Annotated in this window: 13 protein-coding genes and 2 tRNA genes; 12 read left to right on the top strand and 3 right to left on the bottom strand. The window is 39.9% G+C overall.

The window, feature by feature from the left end:
* Window positions 1–91 precede the first annotated feature (91 nt).
* From sstT to HMPREF3263_RS05890, 6 genes are read left to right on the top strand one after another with little or no spacing between them, the layout of a single operon-like run.
* Complete coding sequence (gene sstT / locus HMPREF3263_RS05915) at window positions 92–1,333, top strand: serine/threonine transporter SstT (protein ID WP_005698207.1); 1,242 nt, start codon at window positions 92–94, stop codon at window positions 1,331–1,333.
* A 57-nt stretch (window positions 1,334–1,390) separates the two neighbouring features.
* Window positions 1,391–2,839 (top strand): molybdate ABC transporter ATP-binding protein ModF, encoded by a 1,449-nt coding sequence (gene modF, locus HMPREF3263_RS05910; RefSeq protein ID WP_005698273.1) that lies wholly within the window; start codon window positions 1,391–1,393, stop codon window positions 2,837–2,839.
* 45 nt (window positions 2,840–2,884) lie between these two features.
* The gene (locus HMPREF3263_RS05905; protein WP_005698248.1) at window positions 2,885–3,799 is read left to right on the top strand and encodes an SPFH domain-containing protein; all 915 of its coding nucleotides are present in this window, start codon (window positions 2,885–2,887) and stop codon (window positions 3,797–3,799) included.
* 52 nt (window positions 3,800–3,851) lie between these two features.
* Complete coding sequence (locus HMPREF3263_RS05900) at window positions 3,852–4,307, top strand: NfeD family protein (RefSeq protein ID WP_005698256.1); 456 nt, start codon at window positions 3,852–3,854, stop codon at window positions 4,305–4,307.
* Window positions 4,304–4,909 carry an NAD(P)H-dependent oxidoreductase gene (locus tag HMPREF3263_RS05895; protein ID WP_005698234.1) on the top strand — a complete coding sequence of 202 codons (606 nt, stop codon included), beginning with the start codon at window positions 4,304–4,306 and terminating at the stop codon, window positions 4,907–4,909. The genes HMPREF3263_RS05900 and HMPREF3263_RS05895 overlap by 4 nt, the downstream gene beginning before the upstream one ends.
* A 23-nt stretch (window positions 4,910–4,932) precedes the next feature.
* Window positions 4,933–5,490, top strand: a complete 558-nt coding sequence (locus tag HMPREF3263_RS05890) for a TorD/DmsD family molecular chaperone (RefSeq protein ID WP_005698279.1) — start codon at window positions 4,933–4,935, stop codon at window positions 5,488–5,490.
* 98 nt (window positions 5,491–5,588) lie between these two features.
* Here the strand turns inward: HMPREF3263_RS05890 and gyrA are convergent, their stop codons facing one another.
* Window positions 5,589–8,234, bottom strand: a complete 2,646-nt coding sequence (gene gyrA / locus HMPREF3263_RS05885; RefSeq protein WP_005698221.1) for a DNA topoisomerase (ATP-hydrolyzing) subunit A — start codon at window positions 8,232–8,234, stop codon at window positions 5,589–5,591.
* Window positions 8,235–8,387: 153 nt separating this feature from the next.
* Entirely contained in the window at window positions 8,388–10,151 is a 1,764-nt protein-coding gene (gene ycaO, locus HMPREF3263_RS05880) for a 30S ribosomal protein S12 methylthiotransferase accessory factor YcaO (RefSeq protein ID WP_070853090.1), read from the bottom strand.
* 179 nt (window positions 10,152–10,330) lie between these two features.
* Here ycaO and HMPREF3263_RS05875 point away from each other — a divergent pair, with 179 nt between their 5' ends.
* Entirely contained in the window at window positions 10,331–10,669 is a 339-nt protein-coding gene (locus HMPREF3263_RS05875; RefSeq protein WP_005695704.1) for a YegP family protein, read from the top strand.
* On the opposite strand, the gene HMPREF3263_RS05870 is transcribed toward HMPREF3263_RS05875, so the two are convergent.
* Window positions 10,670–11,368 (bottom strand): class I SAM-dependent methyltransferase, encoded by a 699-nt coding sequence (locus HMPREF3263_RS05870; RefSeq protein ID WP_080971646.1) that lies wholly within the window; start codon window positions 11,366–11,368, stop codon window positions 10,670–10,672.
* Between the two features lie 28 nt (window positions 11,369–11,396).
* On the opposite strand from HMPREF3263_RS05870, the gene gloB reads away from it, so the two are divergent.
* The 5 genes from gloB to HMPREF3263_RS05845 all read left to right on the top strand — a co-directional run bounded on the left by gloB (window position 11,397) and on the right by HMPREF3263_RS05845 (window position 14,573).
* Complete coding sequence (gene gloB, locus HMPREF3263_RS05865) at window positions 11,397–12,098, top strand: hydroxyacylglutathione hydrolase (RefSeq protein WP_065243119.1); 702 nt, start codon at window positions 11,397–11,399, stop codon at window positions 12,096–12,098.
* Between the two features lie 135 nt (window positions 12,099–12,233).
* Window positions 12,234–13,556, top strand: a complete 1,323-nt coding sequence (gene hemA, locus HMPREF3263_RS05860) for a glutamyl-tRNA reductase (RefSeq protein ID WP_070853089.1) — start codon at window positions 12,234–12,236, stop codon at window positions 13,554–13,556.
* Window positions 13,557–13,593: 37 nt separating this feature from the next.
* Entirely contained in the window at window positions 13,594–14,283 is a 690-nt protein-coding gene (locus HMPREF3263_RS05855; protein WP_239658548.1) for a phosphodiester glycosidase family protein, read from the top strand.
* Between the two features lie 123 nt (window positions 14,284–14,406).
* Window positions 14,407–14,483: transfer RNA gene (locus HMPREF3263_RS05850), tRNA-Met, on the top strand.
* 5 nt (window positions 14,484–14,488) lie between these two features.
* A tRNA-Leu gene (locus HMPREF3263_RS05845) sits at window positions 14,489–14,573 on the top strand.
* Window positions 14,574–14,628: the final 55 nt, after the last annotated feature.

Genomic DNA, 14,628 nt, shown 5'->3' with positions numbered 1-14,628 from the left:
TTTTCTTTTAAATAAAATTTGAGCTATCTTTGTCGGGATTCGGTGGATCGTAACGATCCGAAGTTCAACTTAATCTTTATTTAAAATTATTATGAATACATCACGTTTATTTCATTTTCTGTTCCAGGGTAATTTGGTAAAACGAATTGCAGTTGGTTTAGTACTCGGGATCCTTGTTGCCTTGGTGAATGAGAGTGTAAAAAATTCAACAGGGGTTGATCTTGCATCTAGCTTTGGTGTGCTAGGTCAAATTTTTGTTAAAGCATTGCGTGCAGTTGCTCCAATTTTAATTTTCTTCCTTGTTATGGCGGCCTTAGCGAATAAAAAAGTCGGCTCAAAAAGTAATATGAAAGAAATTATTGTGCTTTATCTTGTAGGGACTTTCTTAGCCGCTGTTGCTGCGGTAATTGCAAGTATGGCATTTCCATCAGATGTTGCACTTGCAGTAAAAGAAGATGCAAGTTCTGCGCCTCAATCTGTTGGCCAGGTAATGCTGACTTTAGTATTGAACGTGGTAGATAACCCATTAAATGCAATTTTCAAAGCCAACTTTATTGGTGTGTTGGCGTGGTCTATTGGTTTAGGATTAGCCCTTCGTCATGCCTCTGATGCAACTAAACAAGTTGTGTTTGATTTTGCGGAAGGTATTTCTAAAATTGTTCACGTGATTATTTCATTTGCGCCTTTCGGTGTATTTGGTTTAGTGGCTGAAACATTATCTGACAAAGGGTTATCTGCGTTAGGTGGATATGTTCACTTATTGTTCGTATTAATCGGTACAATGTTATTTACAGCTTTTGTACTTAATCCAATTCTCGTTTATTGGAAAATCCGTCGTAACCCATATCCATTAGTTTGGACTTGTGTGCGTGAAAGTGGTGTAACCGCATTCTTTACACGTAGTTCTGCGGCAAATATTCCTGTAAACATTGAATTAGCAAAACGCTTAAATCTTGATGAAGAAACCTATTCAGTGGCAATTCCATTAGGTGCAAATATCAATATGGCGGGGGCAGCGATTACCATTACTGTATTAACGTTAGCGGCTGTTCATACATTAGGTATAGAAGTATCTTTTGTAAGTGCTGTATTATTAAGTATTGTTGCGGCGCTTTGTGCATGTGGTGCTTCTGGTGTGGCTGGTGGCTCACTATTATTGATCCCATTAGCTTGTAGCTTATTTGGTATCACTGATGATATCGCGGCTCAAATGATCGGTGTAGGTTTTGTGATTGGTATTTTACAAGACTCGACAGAAACAGCACTTAACTCTTCAACTGACGTACTATTTACTGCGGCAGTATGTATTGAAGAAGAGCGTAAAAACGGTTAATTCAATTCATCTTACAAGGCGGGCAATAGCTCGCCTTTTGTTTTTAAAGGAAAGAGAATGACGCTTTTAATTCAGCAAGCAAAATTTGAGCTTTATCAAAAACAGACCTTAAATTTACCGCACTTTGCGATTAAGTCACAACAATATTGGGTTGTAGTAGGCAGTAATGGGAGTGGGAAATCAGCGTTTGCGTTAGCTTTGCAACATAAATTGCTTTTACAGGAAGGGGAGTATCGTAATACTTTCAAACGTGTTCAATCCTTTTCTTTTGAAAAACAACGAGAAATTCTTGAAGCGACATTAAAAAACTTAAATAATGATGATACCGATCCTGATTTTTTTGGTAAAACTGCAAGAGAAACCATTTTAAATGGCAGCTCTGAGATCAGTTTTTGTGAACAAATTGCAGAAAAATTAGGGATTACTTATCTCTTAGATCGTTTCTTTATCAAACTTTCCACTGGGGAAACACGAAAAGTCTTATTGGCACAAACATTATTGCAAAAGCCTGATTTATTAATTTTAGATGAGCCTTTTGAAGGGCTAGATCAGCAATCAGTGCAAGATTGGATGGCGATGTTGAAAGAACTAAAAAAAGAATGTGCAATCGTTCTAATTGTTAATCGTCTGGCTGATATTCCTGCTGAAGCGACTCATTTAGCAATGTTGGAAAATTTGGAATTGGTACTAGAAGGTGAACGCCAATCCATTGAGCAACAAAGTATTTATCAACAATTAGTGTATGCAGAGCAGTCTGTTGATGTTGCGTTGCCTGAGCCTGCCTCAGCATTACTAAAATTGCCTGAAAACCAACCGCACTTTGAGCTTAAAAATGTCACTGTCCAGTATGGCGATAAAGTCATTTTGGATCATTTAAACTGGGTTGTTAAGCCTCGTGAAAATTGGTGGATTAAAGGACCAAATGGTGCAGGGAAATCTACCTTACTTTCTTTAATTACAGGTGATCATCCGCAAGCCTTTGCGAATCATGTGGTCATCTTTGGTAAACAACGTGGTTCAGGCGAAACCATTTGGGACATTAAACAAAAGATTGGTTACGTAAGTAGCCAACTACATTTAGATTATCGTGTAAATTGTTCCGTGCTAGATGTGATCATTTCAGGCTTTTTTGACAGTATTGGGATTTATCAACAAGTACCAGAGGCAATTCGTTTGAAAGCCATGCAGTGGTTAGCTCGTTTAAATCTTACTCATTTAGCAAAAACGCCATTTCGTTCACTTTCTTGGGGGCAGCAACGTTTGCTTTTAATTACACGAGCAATGGTGAAGCATCCACCTGTTTTAATTTTAGATGAGCCTTTTCAAGGGCTTGATGGATTAAATCGCAAGCTAGTGAAACATTTTATTGAGCAATTGGTAAATAATAGCAAAACTCAACTCTTATTTGTCTCTCACCAAAATTCAGATGCCCCGAATTGCATTACACATCTTTTTGAATTTATAAGAGAAAATGATAAATATATTTATGTACAAAGTGCGGTCTAATTTGATAGACTTTTCGTATATTTACTCATCATTAAGGAGCGATCTATGGAAGGCTTATCTATTGCCGCAGTTGTTTTTATTGTATTAGTCGTGGTCGTACTTTTTTCAGCACTCAAAACTGTACCGCAAGGTTATAACTGGACGATTGAGCGTTTTGGGCGTTATACCCACACCTTAATGCCAGGCTTAAACTTCGTTGTGCCATTTGTGGATCGTGTTGGCCGTAAGATCAATATGATGGAACAAGTATTAGATATTCCGTCACAAGAAGTTATTTCTAAGGATAACGCCAACGTATCCATTGATGCGGTCTGTTTCGTTCAGGTTATTGATGCCCGTAGTGCAGCTTATGAAGTGAATCATTTAGAACAGGCGATTATCAATTTAACCATGACTAACATTCGTACCGTCTTAGGTTCGATGGAATTGGATGAAATGCTTTCCCAACGTGATTCCATTAATGGTCGCTTGTTGGCAATTGTGGATGAAGCGACCAATCCTTGGGGGATTAAAGTCACCCGTATTGAAATTCGCGATGTTCGTCCACCACGTGAATTGATTGACTCCATGAATGCCCAAATGAAAGCAGAACGTAATAAACGTGCGGAAGTATTGGAAGCCGAAGGTATTCGTCAGGCGGAAATTCTACGTGCAGAAGGGGAAAAACAAGCCCGTATTCTGAAGGCAGAAGGGGAGCGTCAAGAAGCCTTCTTACAAGCAGAAGCGCGTGAACGTGCAGCAGAAGCGGAAGCGAAAGCAACCCAAATGGTGTCAGAAGCGATTGCTAGCGGTGATACCAAAGCGATCAATTACTTCATTGCACAAAAATACACAGAAGCCTTAAAACAAATCGGTGGTTCACCGAACAGCAAAGTAGTCATGATGCCACTTGAAGCAGGCAATTTAATTGGTTCGGTAGCGGGCATTGCTGAATTGTTAAAAGGCGACAAAAAAGCGTAATTTCTTAAAGTGCGGTTAAAAATGACCGCACTTTTTCTCTCAAGGAGTTGATATGGCAGATTGGTTAACAACTTGGTCAGTATGGCATTGGTTGGTATTAGGTTTTGTGTTATTAATCGCTGAAACTCTCGTACCTGGTGTGTTTTTATTGTGGTGGGGCTTGGCTGCGATTGTGACGGCAGGTGTGATGGCGTTGGTACCAACTTTATCCTTAACCGCCTTAGCCATTTTTTATGCGGTTTTAGCGATTATTCTCTCGTTGCTTTGGTGGAAATACCAGCATAGCAAAGATAATCAAGATCAATCACGTACAACCTTAAACCAACGGGATCATACTCTGTTAGGTAAAAAAGGCACGGTATTAGAAATCGGTTCTAACGGGATTGGTCGTGGTGCTTTTGGCGATACTACATGGAGAATTCAAGGCGAGCACCTAAATGTGAATGATCTTGTGGTGGTAGAACGTGTTGATGGCATTACACTGTTAGTTAAAAAGGTAGAAGAATGAATCATTTGATTATTTTTGCGCATCCCAATAGCCAAAAAAGTTTTGGTCGCGCCATCGTGGATCGCGTTGTAAAAGCAAGCCAACAGCTTGGTGTTGAAACCCATTTGCGCGATCTTTACACCATGGAATTTAATCCAATTATTTCCTTTGAAGAATTACAATCGGCCAATAAGGGTATAATTCCAGCGGAAATTCAGCAAGAGCATGATTTTATTCGCCAAGCTGATTTAATTACGATGGTTTATCCGTTATGGTGGATGGGCTTTCCTGCAATTTTAAAAGGCTATTTAGATCGTGTGTTAAGCCATGGTTTTGCTTATAAGACAGAAAATGGTGAATCCAAAGGTCTAATTCAAGGCAAAGTAATGCAGCAGTTTATCACCATTGGTAGCAGCGTGGCGCAATATCAAGAATACGGTGTAGATAAATCTCTTAATCATTGTTTGATCAATGGGTTATTTAATTATTGTGGTATCGAGAATGTGGATTACACTTTATTCGGAGATATTCATATTATCGATGATGCAGCCCGCCAAGCGATGCTTGATGAAGCTGCTGAAAAAACAGCAGCAAAATTGACCGCACTTTTAGCTCAATCTTGAGCACAATTATAGGAAAGCAACAGATGTCAGAAACTCAAGTCAATAATTTCTCTTTAATTAGCCGCTTATTCGGCAATTTATTTTATCGCAGCCCTACGGATCCAATTTTAAGTGGGGTATTTGATTGGCTGCAGCAACAAGGTTTAAGTCAAGTGTGGGCACTTTCTACGGATAAAGAAAGCGAAGTGGCCATTGATAATTTACAGATGAAAATTGATTTAACGTTACTTGATCAAGAATATCAAAAATTGTTTGGTCCAAACGGTAACGTGCCGACAGCTATTTCAAGTTATGATATAGATGTGCAACGTTTTGTGGATTTCCGTCATGCTCGTAACGTGCCAGAGGCAGAGAATGTGGATCATTTCGCCTTGTTATTGCTTACAGCTTCTTGGTTAGAAGACAACACAGAATCACTATCCGCTCAACAGGATTTATTCGGTGATTTCCTGTTGCCTTGTGCAGCGAAATTCTTAACCCAAGTAGAAACTTATGCCACACTTCCTTTCTATCGTTCATTAGCGTATTTAACCCGTGAAATTCTTGCGGCAATGGCTGATGAATTAGAAGAAGGCGAGTAGTTTTCATCAATAGAATAGATCCCTAAAAGAGATTTTTAGATGCTAATAAAAAAGCCCTGCATATCAAAACGCGGGGCTTTTATTTAATGGAAGATCAATTATTCTTCAGAAGTCACATCTTCAGTGCCTTCGTCTTCATCATCCACATCACAAACACGTTCAAGACTGACTACGTGTTCATCTTCTGCGGTACGAATTAAACGAACCCCTTGGGTGTTACGGCCAACGATACTTACTTCACTTACACGAGTACGCACTAAGGTACCTGCATCAGTGATAAGCATAATTTGGTCGGTTTCTTCTACTTGTGTCGCCGCAACGACTTTACCGTTACGTTCGCTCACTTTAATCGAAATCACCCCTTTGGTATTACGCGATTTGGTTGGGTATTCGCTTAGTTGGGTACGTTTTCCATAACCGTTTTGCGTCGCAGTAAGAATTGCACCATCATTTTTCGGTACAACTAAGGAAACGACTTTATCGATGTTGAGATCGAGAGTTTCTTCTGCATTATCGTCAGAAACGTCTTCAATTTCGACCGCACTTTCATCGTCAGCGATGTCGTTAGTAAGGGCAAGCTTAATACCGCGTACACCTGTTGCTAAACGACCCATTGCACGTACTGCGCTTTCAGCGAAACGTACTACGCGACCTTGCGAAGAGAACAACATGATTTCGTTAGAACCATCAGTGATATCTACACCAATTAATTCATCTTCATCACGTAAGTTTAAGGCGATGATACCGCTTGAACGTGGACGGCTGAATTCGGTTAGTGCAATTTTCTTCACAATACCGCCGGCCGTTGCCATGATGACGAATTTATCTTCTTCATAAGCAGAGATTGGCAAGATTGCGGTAATACGCTCATTTTCTTGTAACGGTAGAATATTGACAATTGGACGACCACGCGCACCACGGCTGGCTTGTGGTAATTGATAGACTTTCAACCAATATAAGCGACCACGGCTCGAGAAGCAGAGAATCGTATCGTGAGTATTCGCTACTAAGAGTTTTTCGATGAAGTCTTCATCTTTCATCTTCGTTGCAGATTTACCTTTACCACCACGACGTTGTGCTTCGTAGTCAGTAAGTGGTTGATATTTTACATAACCTTCGTGAGAAAGGGTCACAACCACATCTTCTTGAGCGATTAGATCTTCTAAATCAATGTCACCAGAAGCTGCAGTAATTTCGGTACGACGTTCGTCTGCGAATTGTGCACGTACTTGTTCAAGTTCTTCACGAATCACTTCCATCAAGCGTTCAGGGCTATTGATGATGTGGAGAAGTTCTGCAATTTTAACCAATAACTCTTTGTATTCATTGATCACTTCTTCGGTAGCAAGACCGGTTAAACGATGTAAGCGAAGTTCTAAGATTGCATCAACTTGTTCTGGAGAAAGATAGTAATCAGAACCTTGAATACCAAATTCAGCGGCTAATTCAGCTGGGCGTGCCGCTGCATCAAGTAAGCCTAAGATCTCACTGTTGAGTTTCCAAGGGCGAGAAATTAACTTTTCAGCCGCTTCTTTACGCTCTTTCGATTGACGGATGATGTCGATGATTTCATCGATATTTGAGGTTGCAACCGCTAAACCTTCTAAAATATGGGTACGCTCGCGGGCTTTACGCAATTCAAATAAAGAACGGCGAATCACCACTTCGCGACGGTGCATCACAAAGGCTTCAATGATTTGTTTTAAGTTGAATAAACGTGGTTGACCGTGATCTAAGGCCACCATGTTGATCCCGAAGGTCACCTGCATTTGGGTAAGCGCATAGAGGTGATTTAATACGACTTCGCCTACGGCATCACGTTTGATGTCAATTTCAATGCGGATCCCTTCTTTGTTAGAAAGATCGATAATATTGCTGATACCTTCGATTTTTTTATCTTTGATAAGCTCAGCAATTTTTTCCACTAATTTGGCTTTGTTCACCTGATAAGGCAATTCAGTCACAATGATTTGTTCTTTGCCTTTATCTGTGGTTTCCACGCTAGCACGAGCGCGAACATACACTTTGCCGCGCCCCGTGCGATAAGCTTCTTCAATCCCTTTACGGCCATTAATCAATGCCGCTGTTGGGAAATCTGGGCCAGGAATATATTGCATTAATTCATCAATGGTGATGTTTTCATTATCAATATAAGCCAAGCAGCCATCTAAAACTTCATTTAAGTTGTGTGGTGGAATGTTGGTTGCCATCCCCACCGCAATACCAGAAGAACCGTTTGCTAAAAGCGCAGGAATACGGGTTGGTAATACGTCCGGAATCATTAATTCGCCATCATAGTTTGGCGAGAAATTCACGGTTTCTTTATCCAAGTCAGTTAATAACGCTTGGGTAATTTTTTGCATACGGACTTCGGTATAACGCATTGCCGCTGGCGCATCACCGTCAATTGAACCAAAGTTACCTTGCCCATCTACCAACATGTAGCGCAATGAGAACGGCTGTGCCATACGCACAATGGTGTCATACACCGCAGAATCACCATGCGGGTGATATTTACCGATTACATCACCTACCACACGGGCAGATTTTACGTATTTTTTGCTGGCAGTGATGCCAGATTGATCCATGGAGAAAAGCACACGTCGATGTACTGGTTTTAAACCGTCACGCACATCGGGCAAAGCACGCCCAACAATCACCGACATGGCGTAGTCAAGGTAAGAAGATTTTAGTTCTTCTTCAATATTGACTGGGGTAATAGAGGAATGGATTGAATCCGTCATTTTTATTCCTTTTTTGATCAAAAAATTGTGACGGATTATAGCATAAATTTAAGCGTTTTTGTGTGAAAAGTGCTGTTGATTTTAAAGCAGTTTTTTAATGCGGAAATAAATAAGGCAGACATGAAGTCCGCCTTATGATTGCGAAAAAATCGTCTATTTCCAATTTTCTCGTTTGGCTTTTTGTAATTTCGCATAAGCACCAAGTAAAGCTTGGTGTTCTTTGAAGTTTTCAAGCGTTTCATCGCTGGCTGGCAAGTTATAGAACGGGTTACCTTTTTCTGCCACTGCAGCCCAAGCTTGTTGAACGGCTTCTTTGCCATACATTCTTTCAAATACAGTACGATATTGTTGTGGATCGCGAGTATTGTCTAAATGCAATTCAATGATACTGATTAAAGCACGATAGTAATTTGCACGCTCTGGTGTAAACACGGAGCTGTTCATATTCATCGTCCAGTTAGCCCAATCTAAGGCTAATTCTAATTCACCTAATGCTAAGTAGAGCATGGATTTAAGTTCACCAACACGTAATGTGGTCCAACCGCTTGCTTTTGGCGCCACGATACCGATAAATTCTCGAACACGTGTGGCATCGTCAATATCTTGCTCATCTAATTCTGCTAATAATTCTTCGTAAGTTTCAGCATCATGATGATGGTGTGGCAAATCTAATAAGATCTCGCGCCAGTCCATACCCATGTTGTTATTGGCATAAATGAGATCATCAGCAGGGTAGATATCAGACATGCCAGGCACAATAATGCGGCAAGCGTGAACGTCTAAATGGTTGTAATCCATGATATAGACTTCTTTTTCTTCCGCGTTAAAGATTGCCATCAAGTTTTCATATTCTTCTTGGGTTGAACCTGAAAAATCCCAATCTACAAACTCATAATCTGGCGTATTTTTAAATAAATCCCAAGAAATCAAACCACTAGAATCAATGAAGTGAGTTTCAAGGTTAGCGTGTTCAGCTACATCATCGTTATTGAATGATGGAGGCGAGAATACATCGAGATCTTTTAAACTGCGGCCTTGTAAAAGCTCCGTTACGGTACGCTCTAGTGCCACTTGAAAGTTTGGATGTGCACCAAAAGAGGCAAAGCACGTGCCGTTATTTGGGTTGAGCAATACCACGCAAATCACAGGGTATTTACCACCTAATGAGGCATCAAAGGCATAAATAGGGAAGCCTTCTTCCTCTAATTTGGCAATAGAGGCTTGAATGGATGGGTAACGATCCATGACGGATTTTGGAATTTCAGGAAGACTGATTGCTTCTGCAATAATGCGATTTTTTACATAACGCTCAAAAACTTCTGAAAGCCCTTGCACTCGTGCTTCATTTTGTGTGTTACCAGCGGACATCCCGTTAGAAACATACAAATTCGCAATGATACTTTGTGGAATATAGACGGTTTGTTGATCGGATTGGCGCACATAAGGAATGGCGACAATACCACGATCGTAATTACCAGATTGCAGATCCACGAGTAATTCAGGCGTTAGTTCTTGGTTAGGATCGAAATAATCCCATAAATAATTGTCTAAAATCCCTTGTGGTAAAAGAGAATCGTCTTCAATTGGAAACCATTTTTCAGTGGGGTAATGAACGAAATCACCGTTAGCAATTTCTTGTCCCAAATAGAAATCCGCAAAGAAATAGTTGGTGGAAAGACGTTCGAAATATTCACCTAATGCAGATGCTAATGCGGCTTTTTTGCTGGCGCCTTTGCCGTTAGAAAAACATTGTGGGCAATCTTTATCACGAATGTGTACCGACCATACATTTGGCACAGGATTAAGCCAAGAGGCTTCTTCAATATTGAAACCAAGTGCGGTCAATTTTTGTTGAAATTTTGAAATACTGTCTTCAAGTGCGGCATCTTTGCCGGGGATAAATGTTTGTTCGGTCATAATTGTTCCTGTTATAAAAAGTTCCAGCATCATAGGGGAGTTTAGTGAGCTAATCAAGTATAAAATTTATACGCTTTAACTCTTGTTTTCCTTGATTTTTAAGGGTAAATTAGCTTGGTGCAGAAAGGCATTTTCTGTGTGGGTAAAATTATAAACAAATCAACCAATTGGGAGATATCATGGCTCAAGGATTTTATGAATTAAAAGTGGCTAAAGACGGACAATTTATGTTCAACTTAAAAGCAGCAAACGGACAAGTGATTTTAACTAGCGAACTTTATAAAACTAAAGCATCAGCTGAAAACGGTATTGCTTCAGTGCAAAAAAATGGCGTGGATGCGAAAAACTTTGAATATCGCGTAGCAAAAAATGATAAACCTTATTTCGTATTAAAAGCAGCTAACCACCAAGAAATTGGCCGTAGCCAATATTATTCTTCTCAAGCTGCAGCAGAAAAAGGCGTTGAGTCAGTGATCAATAACGCATCTTCTGCAGTAATCAAAGAAGTCACAGAATAATCATTCTGTTCTTATTTCTTTAAATGCACCTGCCGGCTCTAAAAACGCCGGCATTTTTGACCGCGCTTTCTCCGGATTCAGTGTTAAGGGATAGGTTCGTTTTTGGGCAACGATGACCGTGAGCGGAGAGCAGAGCGTGGTCTTTTCTTGTTTTATAGATAGTCTTTCTTCTGCAATCACATCAAAATTTAATAACGATAACCAGTCAATGACTCGCCAAGTGGCATATTGTCGGAATTTGAAGTCACCTAACTTAGGTTTGAAAAGTAATGGACTCATCGGATTAAATAACGTGATGAAAATCCAGCCGTCATCCTTTAAAACACGATGCGCTTCACGCAATATTTGATGAGGATCTTGCGCAAAATTTAAGGTGTTTGCCAACAAGCAGGCATCCATTTCTTTTTCAATAAAAGGCAAGGCTAACGGTGAGGCTTGGATCAAACTGCCACTTTCATTTAAAAATGCGGTGGGAAAATGCGCTGTTTTTTCAGCTAATACAATTTGATGACGTAAAGGTAAATCAAAGGCAATTTCTCCACTTAAGGCACCGACTTTCAGAATTTGATAGCCTAAAATTTTTGGTGTCCATTGGGTAAAATAATGTGTTAATACGTTACAATAGGCTTCACCTTGTGGTAACGCTTGCCAACTTTCAGGTGAAAGAAGAGGTTTGTGCCATTTGGCTTTCCAATTCAATGTTAATCCTATTTTCATAAGGTAATTTATGCTAGTTCCTATTCCTGCGCTCAATGATAACTATATTTGGCTTTATAGACGAGAAAATTTCTCCGTAATTGTGATCGATATCCCAGAAATAACCCGTTTAATTCCGTATTTAGAATCCAATAAGCTAGACATAGAAGCGGTGTTATTAACCCATAATCATGATGATCATGTTCAAGGTGTCGCGGAATTTAAGCAATATTATCCCAATGTGCCAGTTTTCGGTCCAACAGAATGTGCAAATAAAGGGGCAACCAATATTATGGATAGTGGTGTGATTAATACGGCACATTATCATATTGAAGTTTTGCCAAGCGGTGGCCATACGGCAGGGCATATCAGCTATTTGGTGGATGGACATCTATTTTGCGGCGATGCGTTATTTTCTGCGGGCTGTGGTCGCGTATTTACGGGGGATTTTGCTCAAATGTTTGAAACCATGCGACGTTTTAATCAATTACCGAATGAAACCGTTGTTTGTCCCGCTCATGAATATACGCTGGGTAATTTAGCTTTTGCAGAAACCGTATTGGCGGATAAAAGTGCGGTCAAAAATCAACGTGTATTAGTGGAACGTTATCGATCAGAGGGGAAACCGAGTTTGCCGACAACAATTGGATTAGAGAAACAAATTAATCCGTTTTTACAAGCAAAAAGTTTAGACGAATTTACGCAATGGCGTTTAGCGAAAGATAAGTTTTAGCTCATTTTAGCTATTTGATTAAGTTTTTTCTCTTGAAATTTGCTCAATTCTCAACAATTCATTAAAATAGCGAAACTTTTACTTTCTACTTAAGCCGCATATTCATAAAAGTGCGGTTGTTTTTATTAGGTTTTTATGACCCTTCTTGTTCTAGGCATTAATCATAAAACGGCTTCTGTCGCTGTTCGTGAGAAAGTCGCTTTTTCTGAAGAAAAGCGGCAGCTTGCTTTACAACAAATTCACCAACAAGATTTGGCAGAAAGTGCGGTTATTCTTTCTACCTGTAACCGTACTGAGATTTATCTTCACCATCGTCAAATTTCACCTCAAGAGTGTAAGCAATGGCAAACGAACTGTATAAATTGGTTTGCTAACATTCATCATCTTTCTGTAGATGAATTAAATAAAAGTATTTACACACATCAAAATCAACAAGCTGCAAATCATTTAATGCGAGTGGCCTGTGGTTTGGATTCATTAATTTTGGGGGAGCCGCAAATTTTAGGACAGGTGAAGCAAGCTTTCCAAATCAGTGAAGATTATTATCAAGCGGCAAATATTCCACTTTCGAGCACGCTTTCTCGCTTGTTCCAAAAAACTTTTGCTACAGCAAAACGTGTGCGTACTGAAACCAATATTGGTGAAAGTGCCGTATCGGTGGCTTATGCGGCTTGTAGCTTGGCTCGTCAGATTTTTGAATCTTTACGTGAACTACAAATTTTACTTGTTGGGGCAGGAGAAACCATTGAATTGGTGAGCCGTCATTTATTACGCCACGGTGTAAAAAAATTGATGATTGCTAACCGCACTTTATCTCGTGCTGAGCAGTTGGTGGAAAACTTAGCGTCTAATACACCGATTGATGTGTATTCGCTTGATGAATTGCAAACACCACTAAATCAAGCTGATATTGTTATCAGCTCAACAGGCAGTCCAAATGTTTTAATCACCAAAGCGATGGCTGAAATTGCGGAGAAAGCACGCCAATTTAGACCGACTTTAATGGTTGATATCGCCGTGCCTCGTGATATTGATGAAAATGTCTCGGAATTAGAAAGTGTGTATCATTACACTGTGGATGATTTGCAAGATATTATCCAGCGTAATCTTTCTCAACGTGAGCAAGCATCAGAGCAAGCGCAAGATATCATTACACAAGAATGCATGGATTTCTTTGAGTGGTTGAAGGTTCATCAATTTTCCAATTTGATTCGTCATTATCGTGATGAGGCAGAGAATACTCGCCAAGAATTACTCGAAAAAGCGTTACACCAAATTCAACAAGGTGAGAATGCTGAAAAAATTCTGCAAGAATTGAGTTATAAATTAACAAATAAACTTATTCATGCACCAACCCAAACCATGCAATCCATGATGCGATCGGGTAATGCAGAAGGGTTGCATGCCTTTTCAAATGCGTTGCATTTAACCCATCCTTTAAATGAAAAAAACGATTAAATTTTTGACCACACTTTTCGGTAGCGTATCGTTACTGATGAGTGTGTCATCCCTAGCGGAATATCGAACCTTTGATGATGGCAATATTACTTACGGAATTTTTCAAGCAAAGCCCGAAGAAGTACAGCTACATTGGAAGGATGCTGAAGGTAAAGATTATCAAAGTTTAACGCGTCTCAAAAATGCCTTAGAGCCTAGCTATAACGTGAAAATGATTATGAATGCAGGCATTTATAGCATGAATAATACGCCAGCGGGATTATGGATTGAGCATGGAAAAGAGCTCAATGCGTTAAATACAAAATCAGGCAAAGGTAATTTCCATGTGCAGCCTAATGGGGTATTCGCCATTGCAGGAAATAAGCCCTACATTTTAACAACCGCCGCGTATCAGAAAAGCAAACTCAAGCCTGATTTTGCGTTGCAATCAGGCCCGATGTTGATTATTCGTGGCAAAATGAATCCACAATTTCGAGCTAGCCTAGAAAGCTATCATAAGCGTAATGCAGTGTGTTTAACGAAGCAGAATGAATTACTTTTCTTAATGACGATAAAAGGTGAGCCTAATCTTTATACCTTGAGTCAAGGTTTACTTAAAATTGGTTGTCAGGATGCCTTATATCTTGATGGAACCATTTCTAATTGGTACATTCCAGGACAATTTAGCTCTTTGCATTGGAAGCATTTTGTAGGAATGATCTCCGTTCTTGATGTGAACAAAAAATAGCAAAAGCGTTTTATTTATAATCAACTAAATTAAAAAATCCGTTTTTTGCAAAAAAATGATTGACGAGAATAGGTCAAATCAGGATAATACGCCCCGCAAAGCCGATAAGGTAAAGCAAATGATGGCTACATAGCTCAGTTGGTTAGAGCACAACACTCATAATGTTGGGGTCGCAAGTTCGAATCTCGCTGTAGCCACCAAATTTGCGGGACTGGCGAAATTGGTAGACGCACCAGATTTAGGTTCTGGCGCCGAGAGGTGTGTGGGTTCAAGTCCCTCGTCCCGCACCATTTATCAGCTTGCAGTCAAATAGTAGTTGGGGTATCGCCAAGCGGTAAGGCACCG

The sequence above is a fragment of the Haemophilus sp. HMSC61B11 genome (genome assembly GCF_001838615.1).
GTDB lineage: Bacteria > Pseudomonadota > Gammaproteobacteria > Enterobacterales > Pasteurellaceae > Haemophilus_D > Haemophilus_D parainfluenzae_AD.
Note: the sequence above shows the minus strand (reverse complement) of the source record. Positions and strands in the feature narration are given on the sequence as shown.

Bases quoted from the DNA above. Each gene is read 5' to 3' on its own strand.
- sstT (WP_005698207.1), top strand. From the start codon at position 92: ATGAATACATCACGTTTATTTCATTTTCTGTTCCAGGGTAATTTGGTA.
- modF (WP_005698273.1), top strand. From the start codon at position 1,391: ATGACGCTTTTAATTCAGCAAGCAAAATTTGAGCTTTATCAAAAACAG.
- HMPREF3263_RS05905 (WP_005698248.1), top strand. From the start codon at position 2,885: ATGGAAGGCTTATCTATTGCCGCAGTTGTTTTTATTGTATTAGTCGTG.
- HMPREF3263_RS05900 (WP_005698256.1), top strand. From the start codon at position 3,852: ATGGCAGATTGGTTAACAACTTGGTCAGTATGGCATTGGTTGGTATTA.
- HMPREF3263_RS05895 (WP_005698234.1), top strand. From the start codon at position 4,304: ATGAATCATTTGATTATTTTTGCGCATCCCAATAGCCAAAAAAGTTTT.
- HMPREF3263_RS05890 (WP_005698279.1), top strand. From the start codon at position 4,933: ATGTCAGAAACTCAAGTCAATAATTTCTCTTTAATTAGCCGCTTATTC.
- gyrA (WP_005698221.1), bottom strand. From the start codon at position 8,234: ATGACGGATTCAATCCATTCCTCTATTACCCCAGTCAATATTGAAGAA.
- ycaO (WP_070853090.1), bottom strand. From the start codon at position 10,151: ATGACCGAACAAACATTTATCCCCGGCAAAGATGCCGCACTTGAAGAC.
- HMPREF3263_RS05875 (WP_005695704.1), top strand. From the start codon at position 10,331: ATGGCTCAAGGATTTTATGAATTAAAAGTGGCTAAAGACGGACAATTT.
- gloB (WP_065243119.1), top strand. From the start codon at position 11,397: ATGCTAGTTCCTATTCCTGCGCTCAATGATAACTATATTTGGCTTTAT.
- hemA (WP_070853089.1), top strand. From the start codon at position 12,234: ATGACCCTTCTTGTTCTAGGCATTAATCATAAAACGGCTTCTGTCGCT.
- HMPREF3263_RS05855 (WP_239658548.1), top strand. From the start codon at position 13,594: ATGAGTGTGTCATCCCTAGCGGAATATCGAACCTTTGATGATGGCAAT.